General features: G+C 52.3%; 20 protein-coding genes and 1 pseudogene. 13 read left to right on the top strand and 8 right to left on the bottom strand.

What is annotated here, in order from left to right; all coding sequences use genetic code 11:
* Position 1: 1 nt before the first annotated feature.
* The 3 genes from CF651_RS08880 (at position 2) to CF651_RS08870 (ending at position 3,564) form a co-directional block, all read left to right on the top strand.
* Positions 2-922, top strand: a complete 921-nt coding sequence (locus tag CF651_RS08880; RefSeq protein WP_094014506.1) for an NAD(P)-dependent oxidoreductase — start codon at positions 2-4, stop codon at positions 920-922.
* A gap of 426 nt (positions 923-1,348) precedes the next feature.
* Positions 1,349-2,260, top strand: a complete 912-nt coding sequence (locus CF651_RS08875) for a DUF2167 domain-containing protein (RefSeq protein WP_245855797.1) — start codon at positions 1,349-1,351, stop codon at positions 2,258-2,260.
* A gap of 215 nt (positions 2,261-2,475) precedes the next feature.
* Entirely contained in the window at positions 2,476-3,564 is a 1,089-nt protein-coding gene (locus CF651_RS08870) for a citrate synthase/methylcitrate synthase (RefSeq protein WP_094014505.1), read from the top strand.
* Between the two features lie 141 nt (positions 3,565-3,705).
* Here the strand turns inward: CF651_RS08870 and CF651_RS08865 are convergent, their stop codons facing one another.
* The 5 genes from CF651_RS08865 to CF651_RS08845 form a co-directional block, all read right to left on the bottom strand.
* Positions 3,706-4,587: a carbohydrate ABC transporter permease gene (locus CF651_RS08865; RefSeq protein WP_094014504.1), complete on the bottom strand. Its 882-nt coding sequence runs from the start codon at positions 4,585-4,587 to the stop codon at positions 3,706-3,708.
* A gap of 14 nt (positions 4,588-4,601) precedes the next feature.
* On the bottom strand, positions 4,602-5,483 hold the full coding sequence (locus tag CF651_RS08860) for a carbohydrate ABC transporter permease (RefSeq protein WP_094014503.1): 882 nt from the start codon (positions 5,481-5,483) through the stop codon (positions 4,602-4,604).
* A gap of 139 nt (positions 5,484-5,622) precedes the next feature.
* On the bottom strand, positions 5,623-6,960 hold the full coding sequence (locus CF651_RS08855) for an extracellular solute-binding protein (protein WP_094014502.1): 1,338 nt from the start codon (positions 6,958-6,960) through the stop codon (positions 5,623-5,625).
* 99 nt (positions 6,961-7,059) lie between these two features.
* On the bottom strand, positions 7,060-7,863 hold the full coding sequence (locus CF651_RS08850) for a response regulator transcription factor (RefSeq protein WP_094014501.1): 804 nt from the start codon (positions 7,861-7,863) through the stop codon (positions 7,060-7,062).
* 1 nt (position 7,864) lies between these two features.
* Positions 7,865-9,610, bottom strand: a complete 1,746-nt coding sequence (locus CF651_RS08845) for a sensor histidine kinase (RefSeq protein ID WP_342746561.1) — start codon at positions 9,608-9,610, stop codon at positions 7,865-7,867.
* Between the two features lie 260 nt (positions 9,611-9,870).
* Here CF651_RS08845 and CF651_RS08840 point away from each other — a divergent pair, with 260 nt between their 5' ends.
* From CF651_RS08840 to CF651_RS08815, 6 genes and pseudogenes are all read left to right on the top strand, one after another.
* Positions 9,871-11,052 (top strand): hypothetical protein, encoded by a 1,182-nt coding sequence (locus tag CF651_RS08840; RefSeq protein ID WP_094014500.1) that lies wholly within the window; start codon positions 9,871-9,873, stop codon positions 11,050-11,052.
* Positions 11,053-11,351: 299 nt separating this feature from the next.
* Positions 11,352-12,515 carry an iron-containing alcohol dehydrogenase gene (locus CF651_RS08835; RefSeq protein ID WP_094014499.1) on the top strand — a complete coding sequence of 388 codons (1,164 nt, stop codon included), beginning with the start codon at positions 11,352-11,354 and terminating at the stop codon, positions 12,513-12,515.
* 17 nt (positions 12,516-12,532) lie between these two features.
* Positions 12,533-12,775 (top strand): annotated as a pseudogene (locus CF651_RS08830) (NADP-dependent oxidoreductase); the annotation flags it as partial.
* A gap of 409 nt (positions 12,776-13,184) precedes the next feature.
* Positions 13,185-14,789, top strand: coding sequence for a glycoside hydrolase family 28 protein (locus CF651_RS08825; protein WP_094014498.1), 1,605 nt, complete (start codon positions 13,185-13,187; stop codon positions 14,787-14,789).
* 23 nt (positions 14,790-14,812) lie between these two features.
* Positions 14,813-15,832, top strand: coding sequence for an NAD-dependent epimerase/dehydratase family protein (locus CF651_RS08820; RefSeq protein WP_094014497.1), 1,020 nt, complete (start codon positions 14,813-14,815; stop codon positions 15,830-15,832).
* Between the two features lie 166 nt (positions 15,833-15,998).
* Entirely contained in the window at positions 15,999-16,982 is a 984-nt protein-coding gene (locus CF651_RS08815; protein ID WP_094014496.1) for an aldo/keto reductase, read from the top strand.
* A 107-nt stretch (positions 16,983-17,089) separates the two neighbouring features.
* Here CF651_RS08815 and CF651_RS08810 read toward each other — a convergent pair whose 3' ends face one another.
* From CF651_RS08810 to CF651_RS08800, 3 genes are all read right to left on the bottom strand, one after another.
* A complete protein-coding gene (locus CF651_RS08810; protein ID WP_094014495.1) occupies positions 17,090-18,319 on the bottom strand; it encodes a multidrug effflux MFS transporter in 1,230 nt (409 codons plus the stop codon).
* Between the two features lie 49 nt (positions 18,320-18,368).
* Positions 18,369-19,007 carry an NAD(P)-dependent oxidoreductase gene (locus tag CF651_RS08805; RefSeq protein ID WP_094014494.1) on the bottom strand — a complete coding sequence of 213 codons (639 nt, stop codon included), beginning with the start codon at positions 19,005-19,007 and terminating at the stop codon, positions 18,369-18,371.
* Between the two features lie 87 nt (positions 19,008-19,094).
* Positions 19,095-19,544, bottom strand: coding sequence for an Rrf2 family transcriptional regulator (locus tag CF651_RS08800; protein WP_094014493.1), 450 nt, complete (start codon positions 19,542-19,544; stop codon positions 19,095-19,097).
* 196 nt (positions 19,545-19,740) lie between these two features.
* Here CF651_RS08800 and CF651_RS08795 point away from each other — a divergent pair, with 196 nt between their 5' ends.
* From CF651_RS08795 to CF651_RS08780, 4 genes are all read left to right on the top strand, one after another.
* On the top strand, positions 19,741-22,113 hold the full coding sequence (locus CF651_RS08795; protein WP_094014492.1) for a glycoside hydrolase family 95 protein: 2,373 nt from the start codon (positions 19,741-19,743) through the stop codon (positions 22,111-22,113).
* Between the two features lie 139 nt (positions 22,114-22,252).
* Positions 22,253-22,555 (top strand): hypothetical protein, encoded by a 303-nt coding sequence (locus CF651_RS08790; RefSeq protein WP_094014491.1) that lies wholly within the window; start codon positions 22,253-22,255, stop codon positions 22,553-22,555.
* A gap of 148 nt (positions 22,556-22,703) precedes the next feature.
* Positions 22,704-23,084, top strand: a complete 381-nt coding sequence (locus tag CF651_RS08785; RefSeq protein WP_094014490.1) for a DUF423 domain-containing protein — start codon at positions 22,704-22,706, stop codon at positions 23,082-23,084.
* Positions 23,085-23,233: 149 nt separating this feature from the next.
* Positions 23,234-25,174, top strand: a complete 1,941-nt coding sequence (locus CF651_RS08780; protein WP_094014489.1) for an EAL domain-containing protein — start codon at positions 23,234-23,236, stop codon at positions 25,172-25,174.
* Positions 25,175-25,200: the final 26 nt, after the last annotated feature.

The raw sequence follows: 25,200 nt of genomic DNA, 5'->3' as shown, positions 1-25,200 counted from the left end.
GATGAATATTGCATTTATCGGATTAGGCACGATGGGCAAGCCGATGGCGACAAATCTTCATAAAGCGGGCTATTCCCTTGTTGTGTATAACCGGAACCGTGAGAAAGCCCGGGAGCTTGAAGCTCTCGGTTCCGTTCGTGTCGCTTCCTCGCCGGCGGAAGCTGCGGGGCAAGCGGATATTGTGTTCACCATGCTCACGGACGATGCCGCCGTGGAGGAAGTCTATCTTGGCGCACAGGGAATTGCTGCGGCATGTCAAACGGCGGAAGCAAATAAACCCCGTATCGTAGTGGATTGCAGCACGATCTATCCGGTGACAAGCCAGAAGCTTGCGGAACAGCTGTCTTCCCTTGGCGTGGATATGCTGGATGCCCCGGTGACCGGCAGCGAGCCTCAAGCGATCGAAGGTGTGCTGACCTTTATCGTTGGCGGGAAGCGGGAAGCCTATGAGGCTTGTGTGCCGTTGTTCGACGCGATGGGGAAGAAGGCCGTGTACATGGGAGCAAGCGGTGCCGGGGCGAATGCGAAGCTGGCCAATAACATGCTCGTTGCGGCGAATTTGACGGCGCTTGCGGAGAGCTTGGCCATGATCCAGAAATCCGGCGGCGATCCGGCGCTGTTCCTGGAAGTGCTGGGAGGGGGCGGAGGCCGCAGCGGCATGGCGGAAATGAAAGGACCGAAGATCTTGAGCCGGGATTTTTCGGCCCAATTCATGACCCGATTGATGCTCAAGGATTTGAAGCTGGCCGGACGCCTCGCCGAGTCGCTGGAGGTGCCTGTGCCGATGCGTGCTTCGGTACAGCAAATTTTCCAGATCGCCTGCAACAGCGGCTGGGGAGCGGAAGACATGAGTGCGATAGCCAAGTGTTATGAAGCCTGGACCGATACGATCATTGGTACGGAAAAAAACGAGACTCCGTAAGGAGGCTGCCGTTGTGATTAAATGAACTTTTAAATAGGACTAGAACCCATCCGATGTGATAGCGTCGGATGGGTTTTTGTTTTTCAGTAGATAGGAGCGTGCCAACTTAGAAAGATGGCCGGTTATCACGGTTATCCTTGGCGGAGCAGGGGTGGGGAAACTGCGTTCACCAATCCGTCACAAAATAAAGCTAAAGAAATGAGAGGCGGATGCCGACAAATGTTAAATCAATAAAAAAACCAAATAATAACCATTTTTGTTAAAAAATACACATTTTAATGTTGTAATATGGGATTGACAAAAGAAAGGTTATTACAAGGTACACCAAACAGCCCGTAATGTATATAAGTAAAAAGTCACGTAAATCTGAAAGGAATTGTACGTACCCTTCTATGCAGCAGGCGCAAAACAATGGAGGACATGAAGATGAAAAAAAGATTGTTAGGGTTAACACTGGCTCTCAGCTTATCCTGGAGCGGAAGCGCAATGGCAGCGCAAAATACGTACAACTGGATCGACGGCGGGAAAAAGGTGGAGATGAAAAACATCGTATCGATTGATCTCGACCCGTCCCTGGTGATGCTAAATGCCGAGGATACGATCAAGTTGAGCAAAGAGGCTCATGACATACCGTCAGGACGAGAGATCGGCAGTGTGTATCCAAAGGATGACACTCAAAACTGGGAAGTGATCTTTGAATATAATGAAACCGGCCATATCAAAGATGATGAGAAAAAGAAAATCGATGCGAATGCGATTCTGAAAAGCTATAAGAAGGGTACTGAAGAAGCGAATAAGGATAAACAGCCAGGCGACCGGATTTATGTAACGGGATGGGATGTCGAGCCCTTTTACGATGAGAAAACACATAATCTGTCGTGGTCTCTGAAGCTGGAGGATGAGAAGAAGCAGCCGTTTCTGAACTACAACGTCCGTTTACTGACGCGTCAGGGCACAGTGTCTGTCATTCTGGTCTCGGACCCGGAGCATTTGGAGGCCGACCGAAAAGTGCTGAATGAGAAAATTCTTCCGAAGCTTGAGGTTAAAGCCGGACAGAAATATGAGGAGTTCGATGCCTCTAAGGATAAAACAGCGGAGTATGGACTGTCCGCCCTTATTTTGGGAGGGGCCGGGCTCGTTGCAGCCAAGAAGGTCGGACTGTTGGCAACGATAGCGCTTTTCGGCAAAAAGTTTTTCGTGCTCATTCTGGCCGCCCTGGGCGGTATTGGAGCCTTGGTGAAAAGGCTGTTCCGCCGAAAACAACAGGAGTCTGAGACGCAGCAGCCGTCCGCCGTGCAGCCTCCATCGGATCAACAAGGAGAAACACCGGCTCAGTAAAATAAAAGGTTCATTTCGGGTCCTGTCGTGACCTGGAATGGACCTTTTTTTGGTGCCTATCCGTGCCAAACGATGCAATGGGAGGGGAACGGCTTTGATTGATAAAATAATTTTATATGGTATATATAAAACGATAAATTTACAATATATATCTGATGCGTTATGCTAAATGTATTAGCAGAAGCGGTTCAATTATTGTATGAGGAGTGTTAACGATGGCAAAGGTAACGGGATTGGAAGGCGTCATTGCTGCGGAAACGGACATTAGCCTGGTGGATGGTGAAAATGGATATTTGGTGTACAGGGGTCACTGGGCCAAAGATCTGGCTATTTCCAAGAGCTTCGAGGAAGTTTGTCATTTGCTGTGGTACGGAAGACTGCCGAATGGGGAGGAGCTGGCCGCTCTGCAGAGCAAGCTGGTCGAACAGCGGGAGCTGCCGGCGCAGATGAGGCAGCTGATGGATGTGCTGCCGCTGTCGCTTCCGATGATGTCTGTGCTGCAGACGATCATCGCTTCCATCGACTACGCGTGGCCGCCTACAATCGAGCAGGCCATCTCCCTGACAGCGAAGCTGCCGGTACTCATCGCTTACCGGTACCGGCAGCAAACGGGCCGTGCCTTTGTCGAGCCCGATGCCGCTCTGGCGCACGCGGCGAATTATTTGTACATGTTAACCGGTCAGCGGCCGGAGGAAGCGCACAGCAAGGCGTTGACGGCTTATCTCATTCTCGGTATGGAGCATGGCATGAATGCTTCGACCTTCGCGGGCCGCGTCGTGCTGTCCACCCAGTCGGATATGGCATCGGCTGTATCCGGTGCTATCGGTGCGATGAAAGGGCCTCTGCATGGCGGCGCTCCATCGGAAGTCACGGCGATGCTCGAGGATATCGGCACCAAAGCGAATGCGGAGCCATGGCTGCGGGCCAAGCTGGAACAAGGTGAGCGGCTGATGGGCTTTGGCCACCGGGTTTACAAGACACGCGATCCGAGAGCGGAAGCGCTGCGTCTTGTCACCTCCGGCATGACCGGTCAGGATCCTTGGTTCGATCTCGCGATTCATGTAGAGGAAACGGCCATACGCCTGCTTGAGGAATATAAGCCGGGCCGTCGTTTATACACGAACGTAGAGTTTTTTGCCGCATCCATTATGCGGGCGATCCAGCTGCCGTCCGATCTGTTCACGCCGACCTTCACTGCTGCAAGGGTGGTCGGATGGACGGCTCACCTGCTGGAGCAAGCGAGTATCAACCGCATTTTCCGCCCGCAATCTCTGTACACGGGAGCGCAGCCTGAGTCGCAATAATGGCTGCCGATTCAAAGAGGCTGTCCCATAGGTCATAAAATGACCGGGGACAGCCTCTTTCTCTTGTAAATTTACTGAAGCCGCTCGCTGCTGCTTATCTAATTTATACAGCTGGTCAGGGTACGAAAGCCGCCGCTCCTCTTACCCTTTAACCGACCCTGCCGCGATTCCTTCAACGATTCTATTGCTGAGCAGCACGAACGCGATCAAAATCGGTAAAATGCTGATCATCAGCGTAGCACCGATCGCCCCCCAGTCTGTTGTGTACTGACCGATGAAATTTTGCACCCCGACCGTCAGCGTCTTGAATTGATCCGAGCTGATAAACGTATTGACGAAGATGAATTCGTTCCAGTTGTAGATCATGTTAATGATAACGGCCGTCGACAGCACCGACGCGGTCATGGGCAGGGTAATGCTGAAGAAAAGCCTGTTCACGGAACATCCGTCCATGACGGCGGCTTCTTCGACTTCCCGCGGCAGTGTGGCATAGAACCCAAGCATGATCATGATCGTGATCGGCAAATTAAAGGCGATGTACGATAAAATGACGGATAGCGGATGATTGGTCAAGCCTGTCTTTGTAAAAAAGCTGAACAGCGGAATGAGCGTCGAATGCACGGGGATCATGAACCCGACCATGAAGATGCCGAGCACGAACGATTGCAGCTTCCACTTCATCCTCGTGACAGCGAACGTGACGAGACTGGCCGCGAGCACCGTAACTACAATCGCTGCGACGGTAATCCAGACACTATTGAAGAAGTACGTGTTGATGTGGCCTTGCGACCATACCTTAGCATAGTTTTCCCAGCGCAGCCTCTCCGGTAGCGCGAACGGAGCCAGGTTGAAGATTTCCTCATTATTTTTAAGTGAAAATAAGAGCAGCCACAGAAGAGGAAGCATCTGAATCAGAGCCACTACTGTCAAAACGACGTAAAGCGCTCCGTATCCGATTCGTCCGAGCAGCCGATTTTGCCTGGAATGATGTATGGTTGAAAGCTTTGCCGTACCGGTGATCATCGGAATCCTCTCCTTTACGAATATTGAATGTCGTCTTTGGCGGCCGTCGCTTTGCGGATCAGCCACGTCATGACCAGGCAAATGATGAGCAGGAAGAAGCCGATGGCGCTGGCATAGCCGAAATCGTATTCTTTGAACGCTTTCCGGTACATGTAGGAAGCCATGACCTCGCTGGCCCCATTCGGCCCGCCTCCCGTCATGACGTAAATCAAGTCGAAATATTTGAGCGAGCCGACAATCGCAAGGACGATCGTCACCTTGATGACTTCCATAATTAAAGGAACCCGGATGGAGAACGCGATGCGCCACGGACCGGCTCCGTCGATGCTGGCTGCTTCGATTAAGGAGGCAGGTACGTTCTTCAGTGCGGCGTAATAAATCAGAATATAAAACCCCGCGTACTGCCACAAAATCGGGATAAAGATGGCGTACAAAACGATGGACGGATTCGAAAGCCATTCAGGCGTTGGATCAATCCCGAGCGAAGACAGCAAATGATTCAGAACGCCATTCGTCGGATGGAATATTTTTAGCCATAATTGGGCGATGGCTACGGATGACAGCAGCATCGGGATCAAATAAATTTTGCGAAAAAGGTTCGCTCCTCGTAAACGCGCGGACAACACAAGGGATACCAGCAAGTAAACTAGCAAGCTGAGGGTCGAAAACACCCCGAGGAGGAACGAATGCTTGACGCTGTTCCAGAACAATCCGTCTTGCACCAGCTCCTTATAATTGCTAAGGCCAATGTACTCCATCGTCCCGACGCCGTCCCATTTCATCAAGCCGTAATAACCTGTCAAGACGATTGGCATATAGATAAGGGCCAAGATCAGGAGCAGCGCTGGCAGAATATACATGGCAATGATTTTCTTGTTGGACATGACTTTATCCATCTTCGTTTCTCCTCCTTCACCTGTAAAAAAGAAAAAGGACATATCGCATAAGGAGGAAAATGTCCTATTTCTCTACCACAATAGATTGTATAAGCCTCCGAGGCATCGGATGTGAGAATGCACTCTCTCTGAAAGTAAATTACTTGCTTTCTTTAGCCAATGCTTCCTCATGCTTTTTGGCGAACTCTTCCGGAGATACCGCCTTGCCATACAGAGCTTGAATCATGTTCAGATGGACTTCCGCGGACGCTGGCTTCATCTGGACATCGGCGAATAGTGTAATATTGCTTGCTTTATTTAACTCATTCAGCAGATCGATGTACAATTGCGGCAGCTTCACCTTGGACGTATCAACCTTCGTTGCCGGAATGACACCTGCCTCGGAGATCGCCTTTTCGCCCCACTTCTGGACGAAGAAGCTGACGAATTTCTTGGCTTCATCCTTCACCTTCGAGTTGTTGCCGACGAACAAGCCTACGCCTGGACCGCCGACCCAACTGTCCATATTACCTTTACCGCCATCGACGGTCGGGAATTTGAAGAACCCGATCTGGTCCTTGAAGGTTTGCGGAACGTCTTTGTTGGTCGTATAGTTCGGAAGCTCCCAGGTGCCCATCATGTACATAGCGGCCTTGCTGTTCATGAATTCCGCTTTGCCTTCGTCGTTGGACAGCCCGTTGAAACCTTTGTTGAACGCATTCGCGTCGACAAGCGAAGTAATCTCCTGCGCAGCACGCACCAGGCCCGGATCGTTGAAGGACCCCGTACGGTCGATCGCTTTCTTCAGTGTCTCCGGCCCGCCGATACGGTCCGCCAAGTACATGTACCATAGCGAGCCCGTCCAACGGTCCTTGTTGCCTAGGGCGATCGGTGCGACGCCGTTCGAGGCCAGCGTTTTCACAATGCTTTTGAACTCGTCGTACGTCTTCGGTACCTGCAGGTTATACTTCGCGAAGATCGCTTTGTTATAGTAAACCGGTACGATATTCAGCTCGACCGGAAGCGCATACGTTTTACCGCTGAAAGCATAAGCTTCCGTCGTTCCTTTGACGAATTTATCCTTTAAGTCGCCTTGGACCAAATCGTCGAGCGGAGCAAACTTGTCGCCCTTCACATACGGCTCCATGTAGCCTGCCGCCCAGGTAAAGCCTACGTCAGGCAGGTTGTTGGAAGTTGAAAGCACTTTCATTTTGTTTTTGTACTGCTCGTTCTCAAGTATTTCCTGTTCGACGGTCACATTCGGATTGGCCGCTTGGTACTCTTTGATGATATCGTTTACAATTTTATTCTGCGTCGCTGAGCTGCCCGCCGGCCACAAATGCATCATTTTGATTGTCGTTTTCGCAGCCTGACTGCTTCCTGAACCGTTGCCATTGTCATTCTTCACCTGACCACCGCCGGAGCCGGAGCATCCCGCCAAAACAAGTGCCATACCGGTCGTTAGAGTCAAAAACCGTGTGAGCGTTTTCTTTGCCATATTTTCTTCCCCCTAAACCATTGTTAGTTGACGATTTGATTATAGCGCTTACATTAGGGGAGCAATAGGTAACTGCGATTAGGAGAAATTCCACATTTTTTAGGTTTCTTCTTTCCCGCTTTCTTCATCCCGAAGCTCCTTTCGATAATGGCTCGGGCTTTTTCCTTCGTATTCCTTGAACAGCTTGATAAAATATTTGGGCGTCTGATACCCGACCTGCTCTGAAATATCGGCAATCGGCAGCTTCGTCCGCAGCAGCAGCTCCTTCGCTTTTTGCAGCCGGCTCCGCGTCACGTATTCGCTGAACGTAAGACCTGTCTGTTCCTTAAACAAGGCACTGAAATAGCTCGGATTCAAATGAATGTGGGCCGCGACCTCCCGCATCCCGAGCAGCTCATGCAGGCGTTCTTCCACATATTTCACAGCTTGCTGGACCGGCAAGCTGTAATGGCTCGCTTCGGCTTTAGCGCTCATCAGCTGGGGATCGACCATCTTCTCAAGCGTTTCCACTCGTTCGCGTTCCCCCTCGATGTGCAGGGCTTGCTCGACGGCTTCCAGCAGCTTTCGCTTTTGAATCGGCTTGAGCAAATAATTGACGACGCCAAGCTGAATGGCGGTTTGGGCATATTGAAAGTCCGGGTGCCCGGAAATGATAATGACAACGGGTTTGCCACCGCTATCGCGGATTGCCTCGACCATCTGCAGCCCGGTCATCTGCGGCATCCGAATATCGGTGATCACCAGATGCACCGGATGACGCTGCAGCATGTCAATCGCTTCCGCGGCGTTGCCTGCGCACAATATCCTGTGACGTCCGGCCGACCAAGCCTCTAGCGTTTTACTGATGCCTTCCCTCGTTAGCGGCTCGTCGTCAACGACCAGAATCGTTTTTGCATGAATCATGTTATCCCTCCTCAAGGATCGGGAGCTCCAGGTGCACACAGGTACCCTGTCCGATCTTACTGTTAATCGTCAAGCCGCAGCTGCTTTCTGCCGAGTAATAAAGCTGAATGCGGCGCTTGACATTCGAAATGCCCATACCGGTCCTTTTGCCGGACGAGGCTCTGCCTGGTTGGTTAGACTCCAGGATCGCTTGCAGCGTGCTGTCGTCTATGCCAGGGCCGTCGTCGCATACGGACACTCTTAGAGCAGGTGCTTCAGCAGACGACAGCTCCACTTGCACCGTAACGAGACCTTGACCGATCTTCCCTTCCAGTCCGTGCAAAATCGCATTTTCCACCAATGGCTGAATGAGCAGCTTCGGCATCCGAATGCTGCGGTAACCGTCCTCCGCTTCAATGCGCCAGGCGAGCCGGTCCCCGAATCGGATACCCATAATTCGCAAATAGTGTTCGATGTGCTCGAGCTCTTCGCCCACGGTCACCCATTCGTCCTTGCTGGGACTGCTGATCACGTACCGGAACAAGTCGGACATGGCCACGACGAGATCCGCCAATTCCTCCTCATCCTTGCCCTGCAGGGACCAATAAAGCGCCTCGAGCGTGTTATACAGAAAATGCGGATTGATCTGCGCCTGGAGTGCCTGCAATTCCGTGCGGCTCTGAAGAATTTCCTTCTCATATACAAGCTTGATGAGGTGGTTCATGCTGTCCACCATCTGGTTGTAAGTCGTGTTCAGATCGTTTAATTCCGTGGTATAGGCTATTGAGGGGTTCGGCGTCAGCACGCCTTGCCGGGTGTTGCGCATGGCCTTCATCAGCCTCAGGATGGGACGCGTGATCATGGTTGACAGCAGGAACGACATGATGACGAACAGCACGAAGCCGATCGCACCGGCTGCAACGACAGCAAGACGCAGCGTGGAAATGCCTTCTGTAATGTCACTCTCCGGATATAAAATAAGCAGTGTCCATCCCGTTTCTTCGGAGGTTTGCTTCACAAGAATATATCGCTGTTGTCCGAACTCAACCGATTGTGAACCCGTCTGCTGCAGCCCGCTCAAGTCGGTAATGCCCGCTCCGTCCGCAACAATCGGCCTTGCCGCGCTGTCGGCAAGCAGCATTCGTTCCTGCCCGTTCGTCTGCGGGTCCTTGAACTCGAAGTAGGTACGATTCATGCGAATCAGCAAATAACCGCCGTTCGAGAACCACCGGTCTACCAGGTTGATGCGGCGAATCGCCAGGACGGATTCCGTGTCCTTCGGATCGATGCCGATCCAGACGAGCTTACCCATCTCCTGATCCGCTCGTTCAATCCATGCCATATTCAGCTTGTCGCTTAAACTTTGCTCGTCAAGCGGAAACAGCCGGCTGTACATGCGGGAGTATACTTCGACGCTGGTCACACCACTCGTATAGGATTGGATTTGATTGGCCGTTTGCAGGAGCGACTGACGCTCGCTAAAGCTGATTCCCTCCCCGCTGGCGCTCGCCAGCATCAGCCTCTGCAGGTTCGAATCGTTCACTGCCTGGAGCGTCAGCGTATCGATCTGATGAATGAGTGCCTCCAGCCTGCCGTTCGCCTGATTGACGGTTTGCTTCATCTGTCCTTCCGCTTTGTTTTTGAGGAGCGTGGAGACCGAGTTGAACGTAATGATGCCCGCGCAGACGAGGACGATTACCATGACCGAGACGAATCCGGCCAGCATTTGATTCCGCAATGTGTTCCAATGTGCCACTTTTTGCCACAAACCGGTTTCCCCCACGTATCATTAGTATACTAGTCATATGAATATTCAAATCTATTATAGTTCGTCGGATACAAAGTGACTAGGGCATAAAAAACTCGTGCCGGGGTAATTGCGGGTGAGGGACCGCTTTTAGCGGCTGATGCTAAAAAAACACAACAGGCAGTAAGTTAGGCTCTTGAACAACATCGCTGTACAGCGTACGATGAACCGGAAACGCTTTTCACTCATAATCGGCTACGAGGAAAGAGAGGAAACGATCGATGTTGAATCGGGAAAAGTTCATAGAACGAATTATGGAGCTGGACGTGCTGGATACACACACGCATTTAGTCGGCGATCGGCTTGCGGCCCGGAGCTTTTGGGACATTGCGCATTATTTTTGGCTGAATCGGGAGATGCAAGCAGCCGGTTATCCTGCAGACGCCGTGGAGCTGGCTGAGGAGGAGAGAATCGAGGCTTTTTTGGCTGCGTACCGTGCGACCCGCAACACGCTGATGAATTGGGTCATGACGCAAATATTTCGGAACTTGTACAACATCGAAATAACCGATGCCGGTTCTGTTCGTGCAGCGGATGCGGCAGTCCGGGCCTCGGCGGCGCGGAAGGACTGGGCTCAGCAGGTTGCAAACCAGCTGCGCATCCGGAGATTTGTCGTTAACATTGTGGAGCATGCTGATTTTGAGGGGATGGAGTGCGACGCTGTCCTGATTCCGAGAATTGACGGAAAGCTGCATGAATGGGTCAGTCTGATCCATCAGGCACAATATCCGGAGCATGCACTGGCTGCGGCTCAAGAATCCATCGACCAGCTGCTGGACAGTTATAAGGAGCGGGGATGCCCGGGGATTATGACGACACTTCCGGGTTATGCCGCGCAAGCAAATCAAACGTATACTATAAATCAAGGCTCAACCAAGGATGAAATCATGATGACGCTGCTGCATTCGATCTGCAGGACGGCGGAGCGCAGCAGATTGTTCGTTCAGCTGTTTCTTGGCGTCGAGCGTTCCTGGTGCGGTACGGCTGTACCGGTAAATGATCCGCTGCGGATCGTGAAGCTGACCGGATTATTCGAACAATACCGGAATACCTTCGAACTGGTTGTCGCTTCCGAGTTGAATAATCTGGACGTCGTACAGGCGGCCTGGAATTTCCCGAATGTGCAGGCCGGCGGGCTATGGTGGTTTAATTTCCGTTCGAGCACCTACCGCGACAGTATGCAATACCGGCTGGAAGCTTTGCCTGCAAGCCAATGCTCTCTCATCGCTTCCGATGCCAGATGCATCGAGTGGAGCTATGGAAAAATTTTGCTGGTCAAGCGGCTGCTTGCCGAATTTTTATTTGAACAAATCGAGAAGGGCTGGCTCGATCAGGCTACTGCACTCCAGGTAGCCGGCGAATGGCTGTATGAAAGCGCAGCCCGCCGATATGGCGTATCCTGATCCACGATCAGCTTTAATGCATGAGCGGTGTTCTCCTTCCCTGGGAGAGTGTCGCTCTTGTTGGTCCTTGAACGGAGCTGATGATTTGACACTTACTATAAGTTAGTATATAGTTTAGTGATGATAGTAATGTTACTAAAGTATTTTTTGTGAAATCATTTTGTTTTCTGTGTACAACAGCCTAAATATGGGAACGTTACTATCGGCTCCTTGTTTTGATGGTTCAGTGGCTCGAACCGTTCTCTCGCGAAGCAGTATGTATTACGATTCAACCTAATACTTCATCCAGGAGGTTCCGTATGAACTCATTTACATTTCAAAACCCGACGAAGCTTATTTTTGGCAAAGGCCAGCTGGAGCAATTGGCTGCAGAGGTCCGGCAATATGGTACGAAGGTGCTGCTTGTATACGGCGGCGGCAGCATTAAACGCAACGGCTTGTATGACAAGGTCATTGGAATTTTGAACGAAATGGGCGCTCAAATTACCGAGTTAAGCGGCGTAGAGCCGAATCCGCGGCTGAGCACTGTGCATAAAGGCGTGGAGCTGTGCCGCAGCGAGAACATTGATTTGGTGCTTGCTGTCGGCGGCGGCAGCGTCATCGACTGCTCCAAGGCAATTGCGGTAGGAGCCAAGTATGAGGGCGACGTATGGGATATCATTACGCGCAAAGCAGCAGCGTCGGGCGCGCTTCCGCTGGGTACCGTACTGACCATTGCCGCGACGGGCTCCGAAATGAACGCAGGCTCGGTCATCACCAACTGGGAAACGAAAGAAAAGCTCGGCTGGGGAAGCCCTTATTCGTTCCCTAAATTTTCGATTCTCGATCCGGAACATACGCTTTCTCTGCCGCGGGACCAGACAGTATACGGGATGGTCGATATCATGTCCCATGTGCTGGAATCCTACTTCCATCATGTGCCGAATACACCGGTACAGGACGGCTTTTGTGAAACGATTCTCAAAACCGTGATCGACACCGCACCGAAATTGCTGCAGGATTTGCAAAGCTTTGAGCATCGGTCCACGATCCTGTACTCCGGCACGATGGCGTTGAACGGCGTGCTGAGTATGGGGGTCCGCGGTGACTGGGCTACCCACAATCTGGAGCATGCTGTCTCTGCGGTGCACGATATTCCTCATGGCGGCGGCTTGGCTATCCTGTTCCCGAACTGGATGAAATATAATCTCGATGCCGGCGTCGAGCGGTTTAAGCAATTTGCGGTCAACGTATTTGGCGTAAGCACTGATGGCAAAACTGATCGGCAGGCAGCTGAGGAAGGCATCGAGGCGCTTCGTGCGTTCTGGACGTCGATCGGAGCTCCAAGCCGTTTGAAGGACTACGATATTGACGATTCTACGATCGAACTCATGGCGGATAAGGCGATGATCTACGGAGATTATGGATATTTCAAAAAGCTGAACCGCGATGATACCGTCGCTATTTACCGGATGTCCTTATAATCGAAGCCACAGTTGAGGATCAGGGCCCGCGCATGCAGACACAGCTGCTCATCAACAGCGCCTTGATGAAAGGATTTATCGTGAGCGATTACGCGTCCCGGTTCCCGGAAGGTGTTAAGCAGCTGGCTGAATGGCTGACCGCCGGGAAGCTGAAATATTCGGAGAATATAATCGAGGGCTTCGAACAGGTGCCTCAAGCATTTCTCAGTTTGTTTACCGGCGACAATTTGGGCAAGCAGCTTGTGAAAGTGTCCGATTAATTTCATTCACCATGAAGGAAAAGCCTTGGGAGTCGGGCTTTTCTTTTTTTTAGTAGATAAGAAAGGATAAGTTTCCCAACCTTCGGCTACCTTGACAAACGTATGCCATCTGGAAAGATGGCGAAGCCGTTTATCCTTGCCACGATACATGTGTTTGTCGATAAAACCAGCCATAAAACGCGGTCGCACGTCTTCGAAAGACCTCGATGGAGATTTATCTCACTCCCCAGGGTTAAATTCTGCGCATGCTTCAGGTTAAATAAAGTACATCCCCACACTGCAAATTCACCTGATGCTCCTCTAATAAGTTAAAACAGACCCATAGCCTACAACGGTTCCATGAACGATAATAGGATAGCAAAGCCATTTTACAAAGGGCATAGATCCTAAGGGAGAGAAACCATCTGCTATGAATACGACCGTTTATAATGTATTGGATTACGGAGCCGTCGGTGACGGAGTGACGATGAATACGGAGGCCATCCGCCGTACGCTCGAGGCCTGCGCGAGTGCTGGAGGGGGGACGGTCTGGTTTCCCGCCGGTACCTATTTGACGGGTGCGATCCATTTGAAAAGCGATATGACGCTGCACATCGATTCCGGAGCGAAGCTGCTGTTCTCCACCAATCCGGACGATTACCCTACCGTTCTGACACGGTGGTCAGGCTATCAGGTGCATGGCTACTCGCCGCTAATTTATGGGATCGATTTGCATCATGTGACCATACAGGGAGGCGGCATCATTGACGGACAAGGTCCTGCATGGTGGTTAGCCTATCATGAATGCAAGGCCGGACGCCGTCCTTCCACCGAGCGGGAGCTCGAGTTCATGAAGCTGAACCGTCATTTGATGGAGATCAAGAGCAATATTGTGGAGTGGAAAACACAGTTTCTGCGTCCGGCGCTGTTCCAGCTGTTCCGGTGCAGCCATGTCCGAATTGAAGGTGTCACCCTGCAAAATTCCCCGTTCTGGAACACGCATCTGGTCTACTGCGACGATGTGACGATTCACAGCGTGCTGTTCCAGAATCCGTCCGATACGCCGAACGGCGATGGGCTGGATATCGATTCCTGCCGCTATGTACGCATTTCGGACTGCCAGTTCGATGTAGGCGATGATTGCCTCTGCTTGAAATCCGGCATCGACGAGGACGGCCGCCGTATCGGCATTCCTACGGAGAATGTAACGGTGACCAACTGCACGATGCGCAGCGGTCACGGCGGGGTTGTGCTTGGCAGCGAAACCGCAGGCGGCATACGTCATGTGGTCATTTCGAACTGTGTGTTTATCGGGACGGACCGCGGTATTCGTTTCAAATCGAACCGGGCCCGGGGCGGGACGATTGAAGAGGTGCGCATCAGCAATATTTTCATGAAAAGCGTGCTGTGCCCGTTCGCGATCAATGCTTTTTACCGCTATGGGGTGGACCCGAGCAATCCTTCGATCTCGAGCCCGGAGCCGCAGCCGGTAACGGAATCGACGCCGGTGTTCCGCAGTATTCACCTGAGTCATATTACAGCGACCGACGTGCTTGGTGCGGCGGGCTTCTTGTATGGCTTGCCGGAGAGCCCGATCGAGAATGTCGTGCTGGATCATGTGCATATCGAGATGACCTCAGACCCGGGCGAGCAGGGAGGGGAGCCCGATATGGTTCGTGAGGAGCTGGTCATGGCAGGCAAAGGGATGTATTGCAACTATGTGTCCGGCCTGCAACTGAACCACGTGCGCATCGAGACGAGAGAAGGGGCGGCTCTTATGGTTCATAACTCCGATAATCTGGAAATCAACGGCTTCCGGATGCAGCGCCCTCATGCCGATACACCGGTCATGGTGTTGAACGACACACAGGACGTAACAGTCATGGCTGGGAAAGCCGTATCGGGAACGTCCACCTATGCTTTAGTTCGCGGTTCAAAAACCTCGGATGTCGTATTTGCCGGGAATTTGCTTGATCAAGCCATTCAGGATGTAAGCTTGGACGGTACGGCCGCAGGTGCAGTTGTGATAAAATAGGAATAAAAAGGTTGTGATCTCTAATGAAGGTTCTCGTTCTCGGAGGCACCGGCGTCATCAGCCGCGCCATTGTTCAAAAGGCTTTGGCCGCACAGCATGAAGTGGCTGTGTTCAACAGAGGCAGTAAAAATCATCTGTTCTCAAGCGAGGTGGAATGTATCGTCGGGGATAAAACAAACCGCGAGCAATTCCGGGCCTTGATGGCGGGGCGAAAGTTCGATGCCGTCATCGATATGATCTCCTTCGATGCATCCGACGCGCAGTTTACCGTCGATACGTTTCAGGATCATGCAGGGCAGCTTGTGTTTTGCTCCAGCTCGGCGGCATACAAGCGTCCTTTCCGCACAACGCCTATTGTCGAGGATGCGGAAGAGCTGTATGACAGCGAGAATTTCCCCTATGCCTATCATAAGGCGAATATGGAGAGGTATTTGCGGCAGGTCATCGTGCAAGGGGAGATTCCGGTAACGATCATCCGTCCGTCGTTAACCTACGGTATTGGCTGTGCGAATCTGGGCGTGCTGCGGCAAAATTACAACATTGTGCAGCGCATCCGCAGCCGCAAGCCGCTGGTGATGTTTGGGGACGGCACGCTGCCTTGGAGCTTTTCCTTCGCGCCAGACGTGGCCAAAGCTTTTGTCGGGGCTGTGGGCAATGAACGGATGTTCGGCCAAAGCTATCATGCGACAAGTGAAGAATTGCATGTATGGCAGGACTTGTACCTGGAATTCGGCAAGCTGCTCGGGATCGAGCCGCAGCTGGTGCATTTCAGCTCTGCCATGCTGAAGGAAGCGAACCCGGCCTTATTCGGACATTTATTTTACGAGAAAAGCTATGCAGGTCTATTCGATAATTCCAAGCTAAAGCGGGATCTTCCCGGTTATCAGGCGGAAATCTCCTTAGCCTCCGGGCTTGCCATGCTGCTGGATTGGTATGAGCGGGAGGGGCATGCCGTAGACGAAGCGAAGGATCGCTTGGAGGATGAGCTCGTGTTTGCTTACGGGCGGTTTGTCGGTCAGTTGAAAGAGATTAGCTGGGGATAGAGGACATACCCAGAATAGCAGGCCGAGGCTTGTCGCCGGTCCCTGTGCGGGCAGGTTACCTTTTCTATAGTAACGCAACTTTTTTTGCGTTATGTTGCGGCTGGCTTTTCGCGGCTATAATGAAAGAGGTAATTGAAGAACGCAAGACACAAGGAGGAACGTGTTCATGCAATATCGTCAGCTAGGATCATCGGAGCTTCAAGTCAGTGAAGTCAGCTTCGGAACGTGGGCCATCGGAGGCTCCTGGGGAACGGTAAACGACGAGGAATCCCTGCGTGCTTTATCCCGTGCGATGGAAGCGGGAGTCAATTTTTTTGACACGGCCGACGTCTACGGCAGCGGACACAGCGAGGAGCTGCTCGCCAAGGCAACCAAGGGTAAGGAAGATTCCGTTCATATAGCGACCAAATTTTGCCGTGCCGGAGACATCCATGATGCAGCGACCTACTCGGAAGCCTCGGTACGTGCTTACTGTGAGCAAAGCCTGAAAAAACTTAGCCGGGAACGTATCGATTTGTATCAAATCCACTGCCCTCCGATCGAAATTTTGAGGGATGGCTCGGTATTCGGTGTGCTGGACAAGCTGAAGCAGGAGGGCAAAATCCGCGAGTACGGCGTCAGTGTCGAAACCGTGGAGGAAGGGCTTCTTTGCCTGGACTATCCGGGCGTCCGCGCGCTGCAGGTTATTTATAACATATTCCGGCAAAAGCCCGGGCTCGAGCTGTTCCCTCAAGCGCATCAAAAGGGTGTCGGCATCCTCATCCGCTTACCGCTCGCGAGCGGTCTGTTGACAGGAAAGTTCACGGAGCAGGCGGTGTTTGAACCGGGCGATCACCGGCATTACAACCGTAACGGGGAGAGCTTCAATGTGGGCGAAACGTTTGCGGGGCTTCCTTTTGAAAAAGGCGTTGCCTTGAGCCGCGAGCTGGCCTGGATCGGAGAAGAACGCGGCAATATGACGCGAGCGGCGCTTCGCTGGATTTTGGACAGCCCGCATATTACTTGCGTCATTCCAGGGTTCAAGAACGTGGCGCAGGTGGAGGATAACCTTGGCGTAGTGTCTGTGCCATCTTTTACCTCGGAGGAGCTTGCCCGGTTGCAGTCCTTTTATGAGGAGAAGGTGCATGCGCATATCCGCGGCGCTTACTAATCCAGTTTCATTTGTACACAAAAAGTGCTTTTCGGCCTATGAACGGCTGGAAAGCACTTTTTGTGCTGCCCGCATGGACTGTAGAGCTACCGGCAGGGCAGCAGCTTTTAAGAATGGATGCCTGTCCTGGAAGGACGGCGAACCATGAAAGCATAGCAGGCGACCGCTCCGAGCTCCGCTGCCGCGATGACGATCGCCATCGGGACGGCTGTACCGCTTCCGCCGAGCCCCACGAGGGGCGCGACCACGCCGCCGAAGATGAAGGACAGGACACCGAGCAGCGCGGAGGCGCTGCCGGCCGCTTCGGCCTGGTCCTGCATGGCGAGGGAGAAGGTGGTCGTCCCGACGATACCTACGCTCGCAACCACGAAGAAGAGCGGAACGAGAACCGCGGCAAGCTTGGCTCCGGAAACAATCGCGGCCAGAAGCAGCAAGCCGCTCGCTGCTGCAATCAACAAGCCGGCAGTGAGCAGCCGGGCTTCGCCAAAGCGTCCGGCCAGCCGTCCGGTCATTTGGCTGGCCACAATGATCCCAAGCCCGTTCATGGCGAAGATGAGGCTGAACATTTGAGGCGAGGCGCCGAAGATGTCCTGAATGACGAACGGCGAGCCTGAAATATAAGCGAACATGGCTGAGGTAACCAAGCCCTGGGATAGAGCATAACCGACAAAGCTGCGGTTCTGGACCAGCCGGCGGAAGGTGGCCAGCGTTTGGCGCAAACCGCCGCGGGAACGTCTTGCTTCAGGCAATGTTTCGGGCAGGCCGAACAATACGGCTGCGAGCATCATCACTCCGATAACACTAAGGACCACGAAGACGCCTCGCCAGGACGTCAGCTCCATCAGCTGCCCTCCTGCGATAGGGGCCAGGATAGGGGCAATCCCGTTGACCAGCATGAGCAAGGAGAAAAACTTCGTGAGCTCCGTACCTGCATACATATCGCGGACGACGGCTCGGGAGATGACGATGCCTGCCGATCCCGCCAATCCTTGGATAAAGCGCAGCATAACGAAGATGGAGATCGAAGGCCCGAAGGCGCATAAAATGGATGCAATGGCATAAATCATAAGTCCAATGAGCAGGGGTGTGCGTCGCCCCCGGACATCGCTGAGCGGACCTGCAAATAATTGACCCAGCGATAAGCCAAGCAGGCAGGCGGTCAGACTTAGCTGAGCCAAGGACGTGCTGGTATTCAAGTCGTGTGTCAGTTCGGGCAGAGCAGGTAAATACATGTCGATGGATAAGGGGCCGAAGGCGGCAAGCGAGCCGAGAACCACAGCCATCCAAACTCTGCGGGACGGAGCCGTAGACTCCGCCGCATCATTTAACTCGTTCATTGGATTACCCTTCATGTGGAATTCAAGCCTTTCCTTGTGCAGTCTCGAATTATTCAGATTCGGATACGACGGTAAACCTTTCATTCAAGTGCTGCGGATTTTCGATTTCATCCACAACCGCTGCAGCGTAGTCCTCGTAGCTGACATAGCTTTGGCCGCTGGAGTTAACGAGCAGGTTATCTTTTCCAGTTTGGTATTTCCCTGTTCTTTTGCCCAAGGCGAACATGGCTGAAGGGCTCACAAAGGTCCAGGAGATGCCTTCAGTGGACTGCAGAATCTCTAAATTTTTCGCTTGATTCGAAGCGGTAGGCTTAACGAAATCAGGGAAGTTCGGCGTATCGATCACACGGATTGTTTTCGCTTCGTCAACGAACAAGCTGCCTGCCCCGCCGACAACGATCAAGCGAGTGCCGGGAGCGCCCTTCAGGGCGTCAATCAATACGTTCCCTGCATCGACGTGCAGATGCTCCTGGCCCAATGGCGCCGCGAAAGCGTTGACGACGACGTCAAATCCTTGTAGATTTTCCGATGTTAGCTGGAAAACGTCCTTTTCCAATACGGACGCAGCGGAAGACTCCAATTTGGAGGCGTCTCTCACGACAGCTGTCACTTCGTGGCCTCGATCCAGGGCTTCCTTGACAATACGGCTTCCTGCTTTACCTGTTGCTCCAATAACGGCGATTTTCATAAGTAGAACCTCCAATGAATTTTATTATGTTGACAAGAGGGAGAAGGTCTGTTGTACCCAATATGGTTACAACAATTATTAAAAAAATTAGCTCTCGGAAGAGCTGATTTTTTCATTCAAATCATGAACGAGCTGTTTCAGAGGTACATCGGCCAATACCTGCTCCATGGCGTTCTGGGCTTGAAGCAGTGTGGAACGAAATACCGATTCGATATTGGCGCCCACAGGGCAGTCCGGGTTCGGATTGTCATGAAAGTTGAACAAATCATGCTCCTCAACGACTTCCACAGCGCGATATACATCCAGTAGAGAAATATCCTCGATATTTTTAAGCAGATAGGCTCCGCCGGTGCCGGCGCGAACGTTCAGAAAACCTGCTTTTTTCAACATTCCCATGATTTTGCGGACAACGACAGGGTTGGTATTAATGCTTCCCGCCATTCTTTCGGAGGTCAGTGTGGCACCGTCTCCTGTAGCCAGCAAAGACAAAATATGGACCGCCATCGAAAAGCGGCTGCTTATTTTTTTCAAAGCCATCACCCTCTTGTTGTATTCAGTATAGTTACATCTGTGAAGAATGTCAACCGGCTTTAAAAAGGTGTTAAGACCCGTACAATCTTAGGATTCTACAAACATGGATGAGCTTTCTGCATGTTGTTTCGGCTTGGCTTCCACTACAATGAAAAATGGATAAGGAAACGGAGTCATGTAACAGGAAGGGGCCGCAATTATAATGAACAGCGAGACAAAAGAGTCTGTAACGGCAGAACATAAGAATAACCGCAACCGGTGCTTATGGTACCGGCAGCCTGCAAGCCAATGGCAGGAAGCGCTCCCGATCGGTAATGGCCGCTTGGGCGGCATGATCTTCGGCAACCTCGCGCAGGAAAAAGTGCAATTGAACGAGGACTCCGTATGGTATGGTGGACCGAAAAAAGCGAATAATCCGGATGCACGGCAGTATGTGCCGGAAATTCGCAAGCTGTTATCCGAAGGAAAGCAGCAGGAGGCGGAGCATTTGGCCCGTATGGGGCTGATGTCCGCCCCTAAATATTTGCATCCCTATCAGCCTTTGGGTGATCTGTTGTTTTATTTTCTGGAGCACAATAAGCAGGCTGAGGGGTATCACCGGGAGCTGGATTTGGACACGGCCGTAGCCACCGTTCAATACAAGCTTGATGGATTTCAATATCAGCGCGAATATTTCAGCAGTGCGGTTGATGGCGTGATGGCAATCCGATTGACGACGGGCAAACCGGGAGGTCTCACCTTCGGCGTCCATTTGATGAGGCGCCCGTTCGATGGCGGAACACGGAGCATCGGTTCGGATATGATCCTGCTTCAGGGCGAATGCGGCAAGGAGGGCGTCGAATTTCGGGCAGGCCTTCATGCTGCTGCCAAAGGCGGAACCCTTCGAACGATCGGCGATTTTATTTCCGTGGAGCAGGCCGATGAAGTGACGCTGCTGCTCGCAGCCGATACGACGTTTCGAAGCGAAGTTCCGGAGGAGACGGTCCTGAGACAGCTTGATCAGGCCGCACGGAAAGGCTTCGATCAGCTGAAGCGGGACCACATTGCCGATTATTCGGACAAGTTCAACCGGGTAACGCTGGAGCTGAATGTGGAGAGTTCCGCAGACAGGACGGAGGATCGCGGCGGCGGGGGCATAGACCCGGCAGCGCTGCCGACGGATAGCCGTCTGAAGCGTATGCAGGAGGGACAGGACGATGCCGGACTTGCGGCTCTCTACTTTGATTACGGCCGTTATTTGCTGCTGTCCTGCTCCCGTCCGGGAAGCTTGGCTGCTAACCTGCAAGGCATATGGAACGACAGCTATACACCGTCCTGGGAGTCGAAATATACGATCAACATTAATACTGAAATGAACTATTGGCCAGCGGAGCTGTGCAATTTGGCCGAATGTCATGAGCCGCTGTTTGATTTAATTGAGCGGATGCTGCCCAATGGACGTGTAACCGCACGTGAAGTGTACGGCTGCCGGGGATTTGTGGCGCATCACAACACGAATCTATGGGGGGATACCCATGTGGAAGGAATCCCGGTTTCGGCTTCGATTTGGCCGATGGGGGCCGCCTGGCTATCCCTCCATCTATGGGAGCATTACCGCTTCGGCCTGGACGCAAGCTTTCTTGAGCAGCGGGCTTATCCGATCATGAAGGAAGCGGCGCAGTTCCTGCTGGATTATATGGTTGAGGATAAGCAGGGGCGGCTGGTGACAGGCCCCTCCATCTCACCGGAAAATAAATTTATGTTGCCTGACGGTACGGCCGGGAACTTGTGCATGGGGCCAGCCATGGATATGCAAATCGTGTTTACGCTGTTTACCGCTTGTATACAGGCGTCGGAAATATTGGCGCAAGATGCGGAATTCCGCTCCCAGCTTGCGGAGGCATTGCCCCGCATTCCGCAGCCGGCCATTGGCCGGCACGGCCAAGTGATGGAGTGGCTTGAGGATTATGAAGAGTTCGAGCCGGGCCACAGGCACATTTCGCAGCTGTTCGCACTGCATCCCGGAGAATTGATTCATGCAAGACATACGCCGGAGCTGGCACAGGCCGCGAAGCAGACGCTTGAAAGGCGCTTGTCGCACGGAGGCGGCCACACGGGCTGGAGCCGGGCATGGATCATTAACTTCTGGGCGCGGCTAGGGTATGGAGATACCGCTTATGAGCACGTGAAGCAGCTCCTGATGAAGTCCACCTATCCGAATTTATTGGATGCACACCCGCCGTTCCAGATCGACGGCAATTTTGGCGGCACCGCCGGCATCGTTGAAATGCTTTTGCAATCCCACGGCGGTGAAATAGCTTTGCTTCCCGCGCTTCCGGCAGCATGGACCGAGGGGCGGGTCACCGGGCTTCGTGCACGCGGCGGGTTTGAGGTGGATCTGGAGTGGAAGCGGGGGGGATTGACGAGAGCTGTTTTGAAACCGGGGCGTTCCTCGCTATGCAAGGTGTATGCGGGTGCCGGCGGGGCGGCACTGAACGTACGCTGCGGGGATACCGTCTGTGAAACCAAGCGGGAGGGTAATCTTCTCGTGTTCACAGCGGAGGCGGGAAAGTGCTATGTATTGAGTCCGTCTTGAATAGAGGTATGCGTCTTATAGGCATATAGTCCATAGCTTATCGATTACGATACTCCCAATTTACAAAGTAAGCAGGAATTTTGACGGATGCCGTCGAATGAAGCTGGAATACACATGTAAATCTTGAGGAGGAATTGTAATGAAGTATACCATCGTACAGTCTGTTAAAATTGTGGATATGAGTGATGAGATTATGTCCGAGGTCCTATTCGATCATGGCGCACATGAATTGCCGACCCTGGCGGTAGGTTCATCCGTTATAACGTATCAATTGGGACTTCAGCAATTTGATGTTGTGTACGACAAGAGGGAAGGAAAGCAGCAGCGGATTCGGATCGTGGATATCGAAACGGATTTGATGGTTTCCCCGCCGGTTACCCGTGTTTTCCTGGAGCCGGTGACCTTAATCATCGGACAGCATGACGTTGGACAAATTTTGTAATCAAGATTGACCGGGACCGGCTGGCGCAAGGGGCGTCAAGCCGGTTTTTATATGCATTGAGGCTGGATTGGCGTTAAGCGGCTAAATCTATTATGATGAGATAGTAGACAACCGGCTTCGGGAATAAAGAAGAGATGGAGGAAACATCATGAATTCGCGTTTTATAGGGATTGGAGCCATTTGCGCTTTTTTGTCGGTTGCGCTTGGCGCTTTCGGGGCCCATTTGCTAAAAGGGAAGATAGCGGCGGATATGCTGGCTAACTATCAAACCGGCGTTCAGTACCAGATGATGCATGCTTTGGGGCTGATCGCAGTGGGGATTGCAGCGGCCTATTGGCCGGCAAGCCGTCATCTTGTAAGAGCAGGCTGGTCGATGTTCATCGGCATCATCCTCTTCTCGGGGAGCTTGTACGTATTAAGCCTGACAGGGATTAAAATGCTGGGAGCGATTACCCCTTTGGGAGGCGTCGCATTTTTGTTCGGCTGGTATTCATTGGCGGCAGCAGCGTTTACATCCAAAAAATCCTGAATTGTCACATCCGGCTCATAAAAAAGCCGGGTTTTTTTGTCAAAAAAAAGGGAGACTTCGGCTTTTTTCCCCCTTCTTGCAGGAAAATCCACCCTCTGTGTAGAATTTGGTAATAAATTTGTTTTACTATTACCGCAAAGAGGGAGGCAATGATGAGAAAAACGACCGGTTTCCGACCCATGCTTCAAAGCAAAACCTGGTACTGCTTCGTAAGTGGATATTTATTCCTATTTATCGGCTTATGTTGGTGGCTTCACAATGGCTGGGCCTGGGCGTTCTTCTCATTCACGGTCTTCCTTATTGCTATTTATACGTACAAGAGATCCCAGTTTCAAGGGAAGTTCGACAAATACCGGATCGATTCGGACCAAGCGGCGGGATCCCTGCATGAGAATGAGAAGGTGTTCGAATCGCTTTTCGAGCATAATCCGAATGTAGTATGCCTGTTGGATGCGCAAGGCCGGATTGTCAAGGTAAACGGGAATACCGAGCGCATTCTCGGGTTTCCGAGGCAGGGGATGGAACAGAAGCCCTTCACTTCATTTATTACCGACGAGACGAGAGGCAAGGCAGAGCAGGTGTTTGATCAGGTTCGTGCAGGCTTGCCCCAAACGATGAAAATAGCACTGCAGCATAAGGACGGTTATCGCGTCGACCTGGAAACGACGGCCGCTCCGGTCAAGAAAGACCAAGAGCTGAGCGGCGTGATTGTCATCGGCCACGATATTACGGAAGCCAAACGGACGGAAGAGCAAATACGCCATATGGCCTTCTATGATGATATGACCGGTCTCCCTAACCGGCGTCTCTTTATGCTGCAGCTGGAGGAAGCTATTGCCTCGGCAAGGCAGCATCGGCATCAGCTTGCCGTGTTTTATTTGGACATCGACCGGTTCAAGGTCGTGAACGATTGCTTCGGCCACGATTATGGAGATATGCTTCTGCTGCAGCTGGCCGAACGGTTTACCCGCTGCATTGCGGAAAGTGATTTTGTAGCCAGAACCGAAGGGGATGAGTTTGCGCTGCTGTTCAATGGTCTTCACGATGCAGAGCAGGTTCATGCATTGGCTGAAGGGATTTCCCAGGCGCTGGACGAGCCGTTTATCCTTGAACAGTACCAGATTCACGTGACGGCGAGCATAGGGATAGCCTTGAGTCAGGAAGACGGTTTGGAGGATGCCGAGAGCTTGACCAAGCATGCGGACATCGCTCTTTCCCGTGCGAAGGAAAAAGGGAAAAACGGTTATCAGGTTTTTAACTCCGAGATGAAAGCCGTCTCCATCCGCAGGTTAATGCTTGAAAGTGAGCTTAGAACAGCGCTGCATCAGAAGGAGCTGACGCTGCACTACCAGCCGCAAATGGACATCGAGACCGGTGCGATCGTCGGGTTCGAGGCTTTGATCCGATGGCAGCACCCGAAACGGGGGATGATCTCCCCACTGGAATTCATTCCTTTTTCCGAGGAAAGCGGACTGATCGTCCCGATAGGCGAATGGGTGCTGCAGGAGGCATGCCGTCAAAATAAGCTGTGGCAGGATCAAGGGCTGGTCCATGTGCCTGTGTCTGTAAATTTATCTACCCGGCAGTTTCTGCAGCACAATTTGCGGGATAAAGTAGCTGAAGTGTTAAGGGAGACGGGGCTTCATCCGACGTACCTGGAGCTGGAGATCACAGAAAGCAGCACAATGGATGTGGAGCATGCGATTCTATTGCTGCTTGAGTTGAAATCCCTTGGGATCAAAATCAGCATCGATGATTTCGGAACGGGCTACAGCTCCTTGTCTTACCTGAAAAAGTTTCCTATCGATAAGTTGAAAATCGATCAGTCGTTCGTTCGTGATATCATGACCGACCCGAATGATGCGGCTATTGTGGCTTCGATTATATCCATGACAAGGCATATGAATCTCAAGGTGATCGCCGAAGGCGTCGAAACCGAGGAGCAGCTTGGATTTTTACACAGCAATCATTGCAACGAAATTCAAGGCTATTGGTTTAGTCCCCCACTATCCGCAAGACAAGCGGAGGAGCTCCTGCTTCGTCAGCAGCAGGCGGCAGCGACCTTGCAGTCGCCGCCTCTCATTCCATAAACAAGAACAACACCGGTAACATGGAC

It is taken from the genome of Paenibacillus rigui, assembly GCF_002234615.1.
GTDB lineage: Bacteria > Bacillota > Bacilli > Paenibacillales > NBRC-103111 > Paenibacillus_S > Paenibacillus_S rigui.
Note: the sequence above shows the minus strand (reverse complement) of the source record. Positions and strands in the feature narration are given on the sequence as shown.

Excerpts from the sequence above, each read along its gene's own strand:
- CF651_RS08880 (WP_094014506.1), top strand. The coding sequence starts at position 2 with ATGAATATTGCATTTATCGGATTAGGCACGATGGGCAAGCCGATGGCG.
- CF651_RS08875 (WP_245855797.1), top strand. The coding sequence starts at position 1,349 with ATGAAAAAAAGATTGTTAGGGTTAACACTGGCTCTCAGCTTATCCTGG.
- CF651_RS08870 (WP_094014505.1), top strand. The coding sequence starts at position 2,476 with ATGGCAAAGGTAACGGGATTGGAAGGCGTCATTGCTGCGGAAACGGAC.
- CF651_RS08865 (WP_094014504.1), bottom strand. The coding sequence starts at position 4,587 with ATGATCACCGGTACGGCAAAGCTTTCAACCATACATCATTCCAGGCAA.
- CF651_RS08860 (WP_094014503.1), bottom strand. The coding sequence starts at position 5,483 with ATGGATAAAGTCATGTCCAACAAGAAAATCATTGCCATGTATATTCTG.
- CF651_RS08855 (WP_094014502.1), bottom strand. The coding sequence starts at position 6,960 with ATGGCAAAGAAAACGCTCACACGGTTTTTGACTCTAACGACCGGTATG.
- CF651_RS08850 (WP_094014501.1), bottom strand. The coding sequence starts at position 7,863 with ATGATTCATGCAAAAACGATTCTGGTCGTTGACGACGAGCCGCTAACG.
- CF651_RS08840 (WP_094014500.1), top strand. The coding sequence starts at position 9,871 with ATGTTGAATCGGGAAAAGTTCATAGAACGAATTATGGAGCTGGACGTG.
- CF651_RS08835 (WP_094014499.1), top strand. The coding sequence starts at position 11,352 with ATGAACTCATTTACATTTCAAAACCCGACGAAGCTTATTTTTGGCAAA.
- CF651_RS08825 (WP_094014498.1), top strand. The coding sequence starts at position 13,185 with ATGAATACGACCGTTTATAATGTATTGGATTACGGAGCCGTCGGTGAC.
- CF651_RS08820 (WP_094014497.1), top strand. The coding sequence starts at position 14,813 with ATGAAGGTTCTCGTTCTCGGAGGCACCGGCGTCATCAGCCGCGCCATT.
- CF651_RS08815 (WP_094014496.1), top strand. The coding sequence starts at position 15,999 with ATGCAATATCGTCAGCTAGGATCATCGGAGCTTCAAGTCAGTGAAGTC.
- CF651_RS08810 (WP_094014495.1), bottom strand. The coding sequence starts at position 18,319 with ATGAACGAGTTAAATGATGCGGCGGAGTCTACGGCTCCGTCCCGCAGA.
- CF651_RS08805 (WP_094014494.1), bottom strand. The coding sequence starts at position 19,007 with ATGAAAATCGCCGTTATTGGAGCAACAGGTAAAGCAGGAAGCCGTATT.
- CF651_RS08800 (WP_094014493.1), bottom strand. The coding sequence starts at position 19,544 with ATGGCTTTGAAAAAAATAAGCAGCCGCTTTTCGATGGCGGTCCATATT.
- CF651_RS08795 (WP_094014492.1), top strand. The coding sequence starts at position 19,741 with ATGAACAGCGAGACAAAAGAGTCTGTAACGGCAGAACATAAGAATAAC.
- CF651_RS08790 (WP_094014491.1), top strand. The coding sequence starts at position 22,253 with ATGAAGTATACCATCGTACAGTCTGTTAAAATTGTGGATATGAGTGAT.
- CF651_RS08785 (WP_094014490.1), top strand. The coding sequence starts at position 22,704 with ATGAATTCGCGTTTTATAGGGATTGGAGCCATTTGCGCTTTTTTGTCG.
- CF651_RS08780 (WP_094014489.1), top strand. The coding sequence starts at position 23,234 with ATGATGAGAAAAACGACCGGTTTCCGACCCATGCTTCAAAGCAAAACC.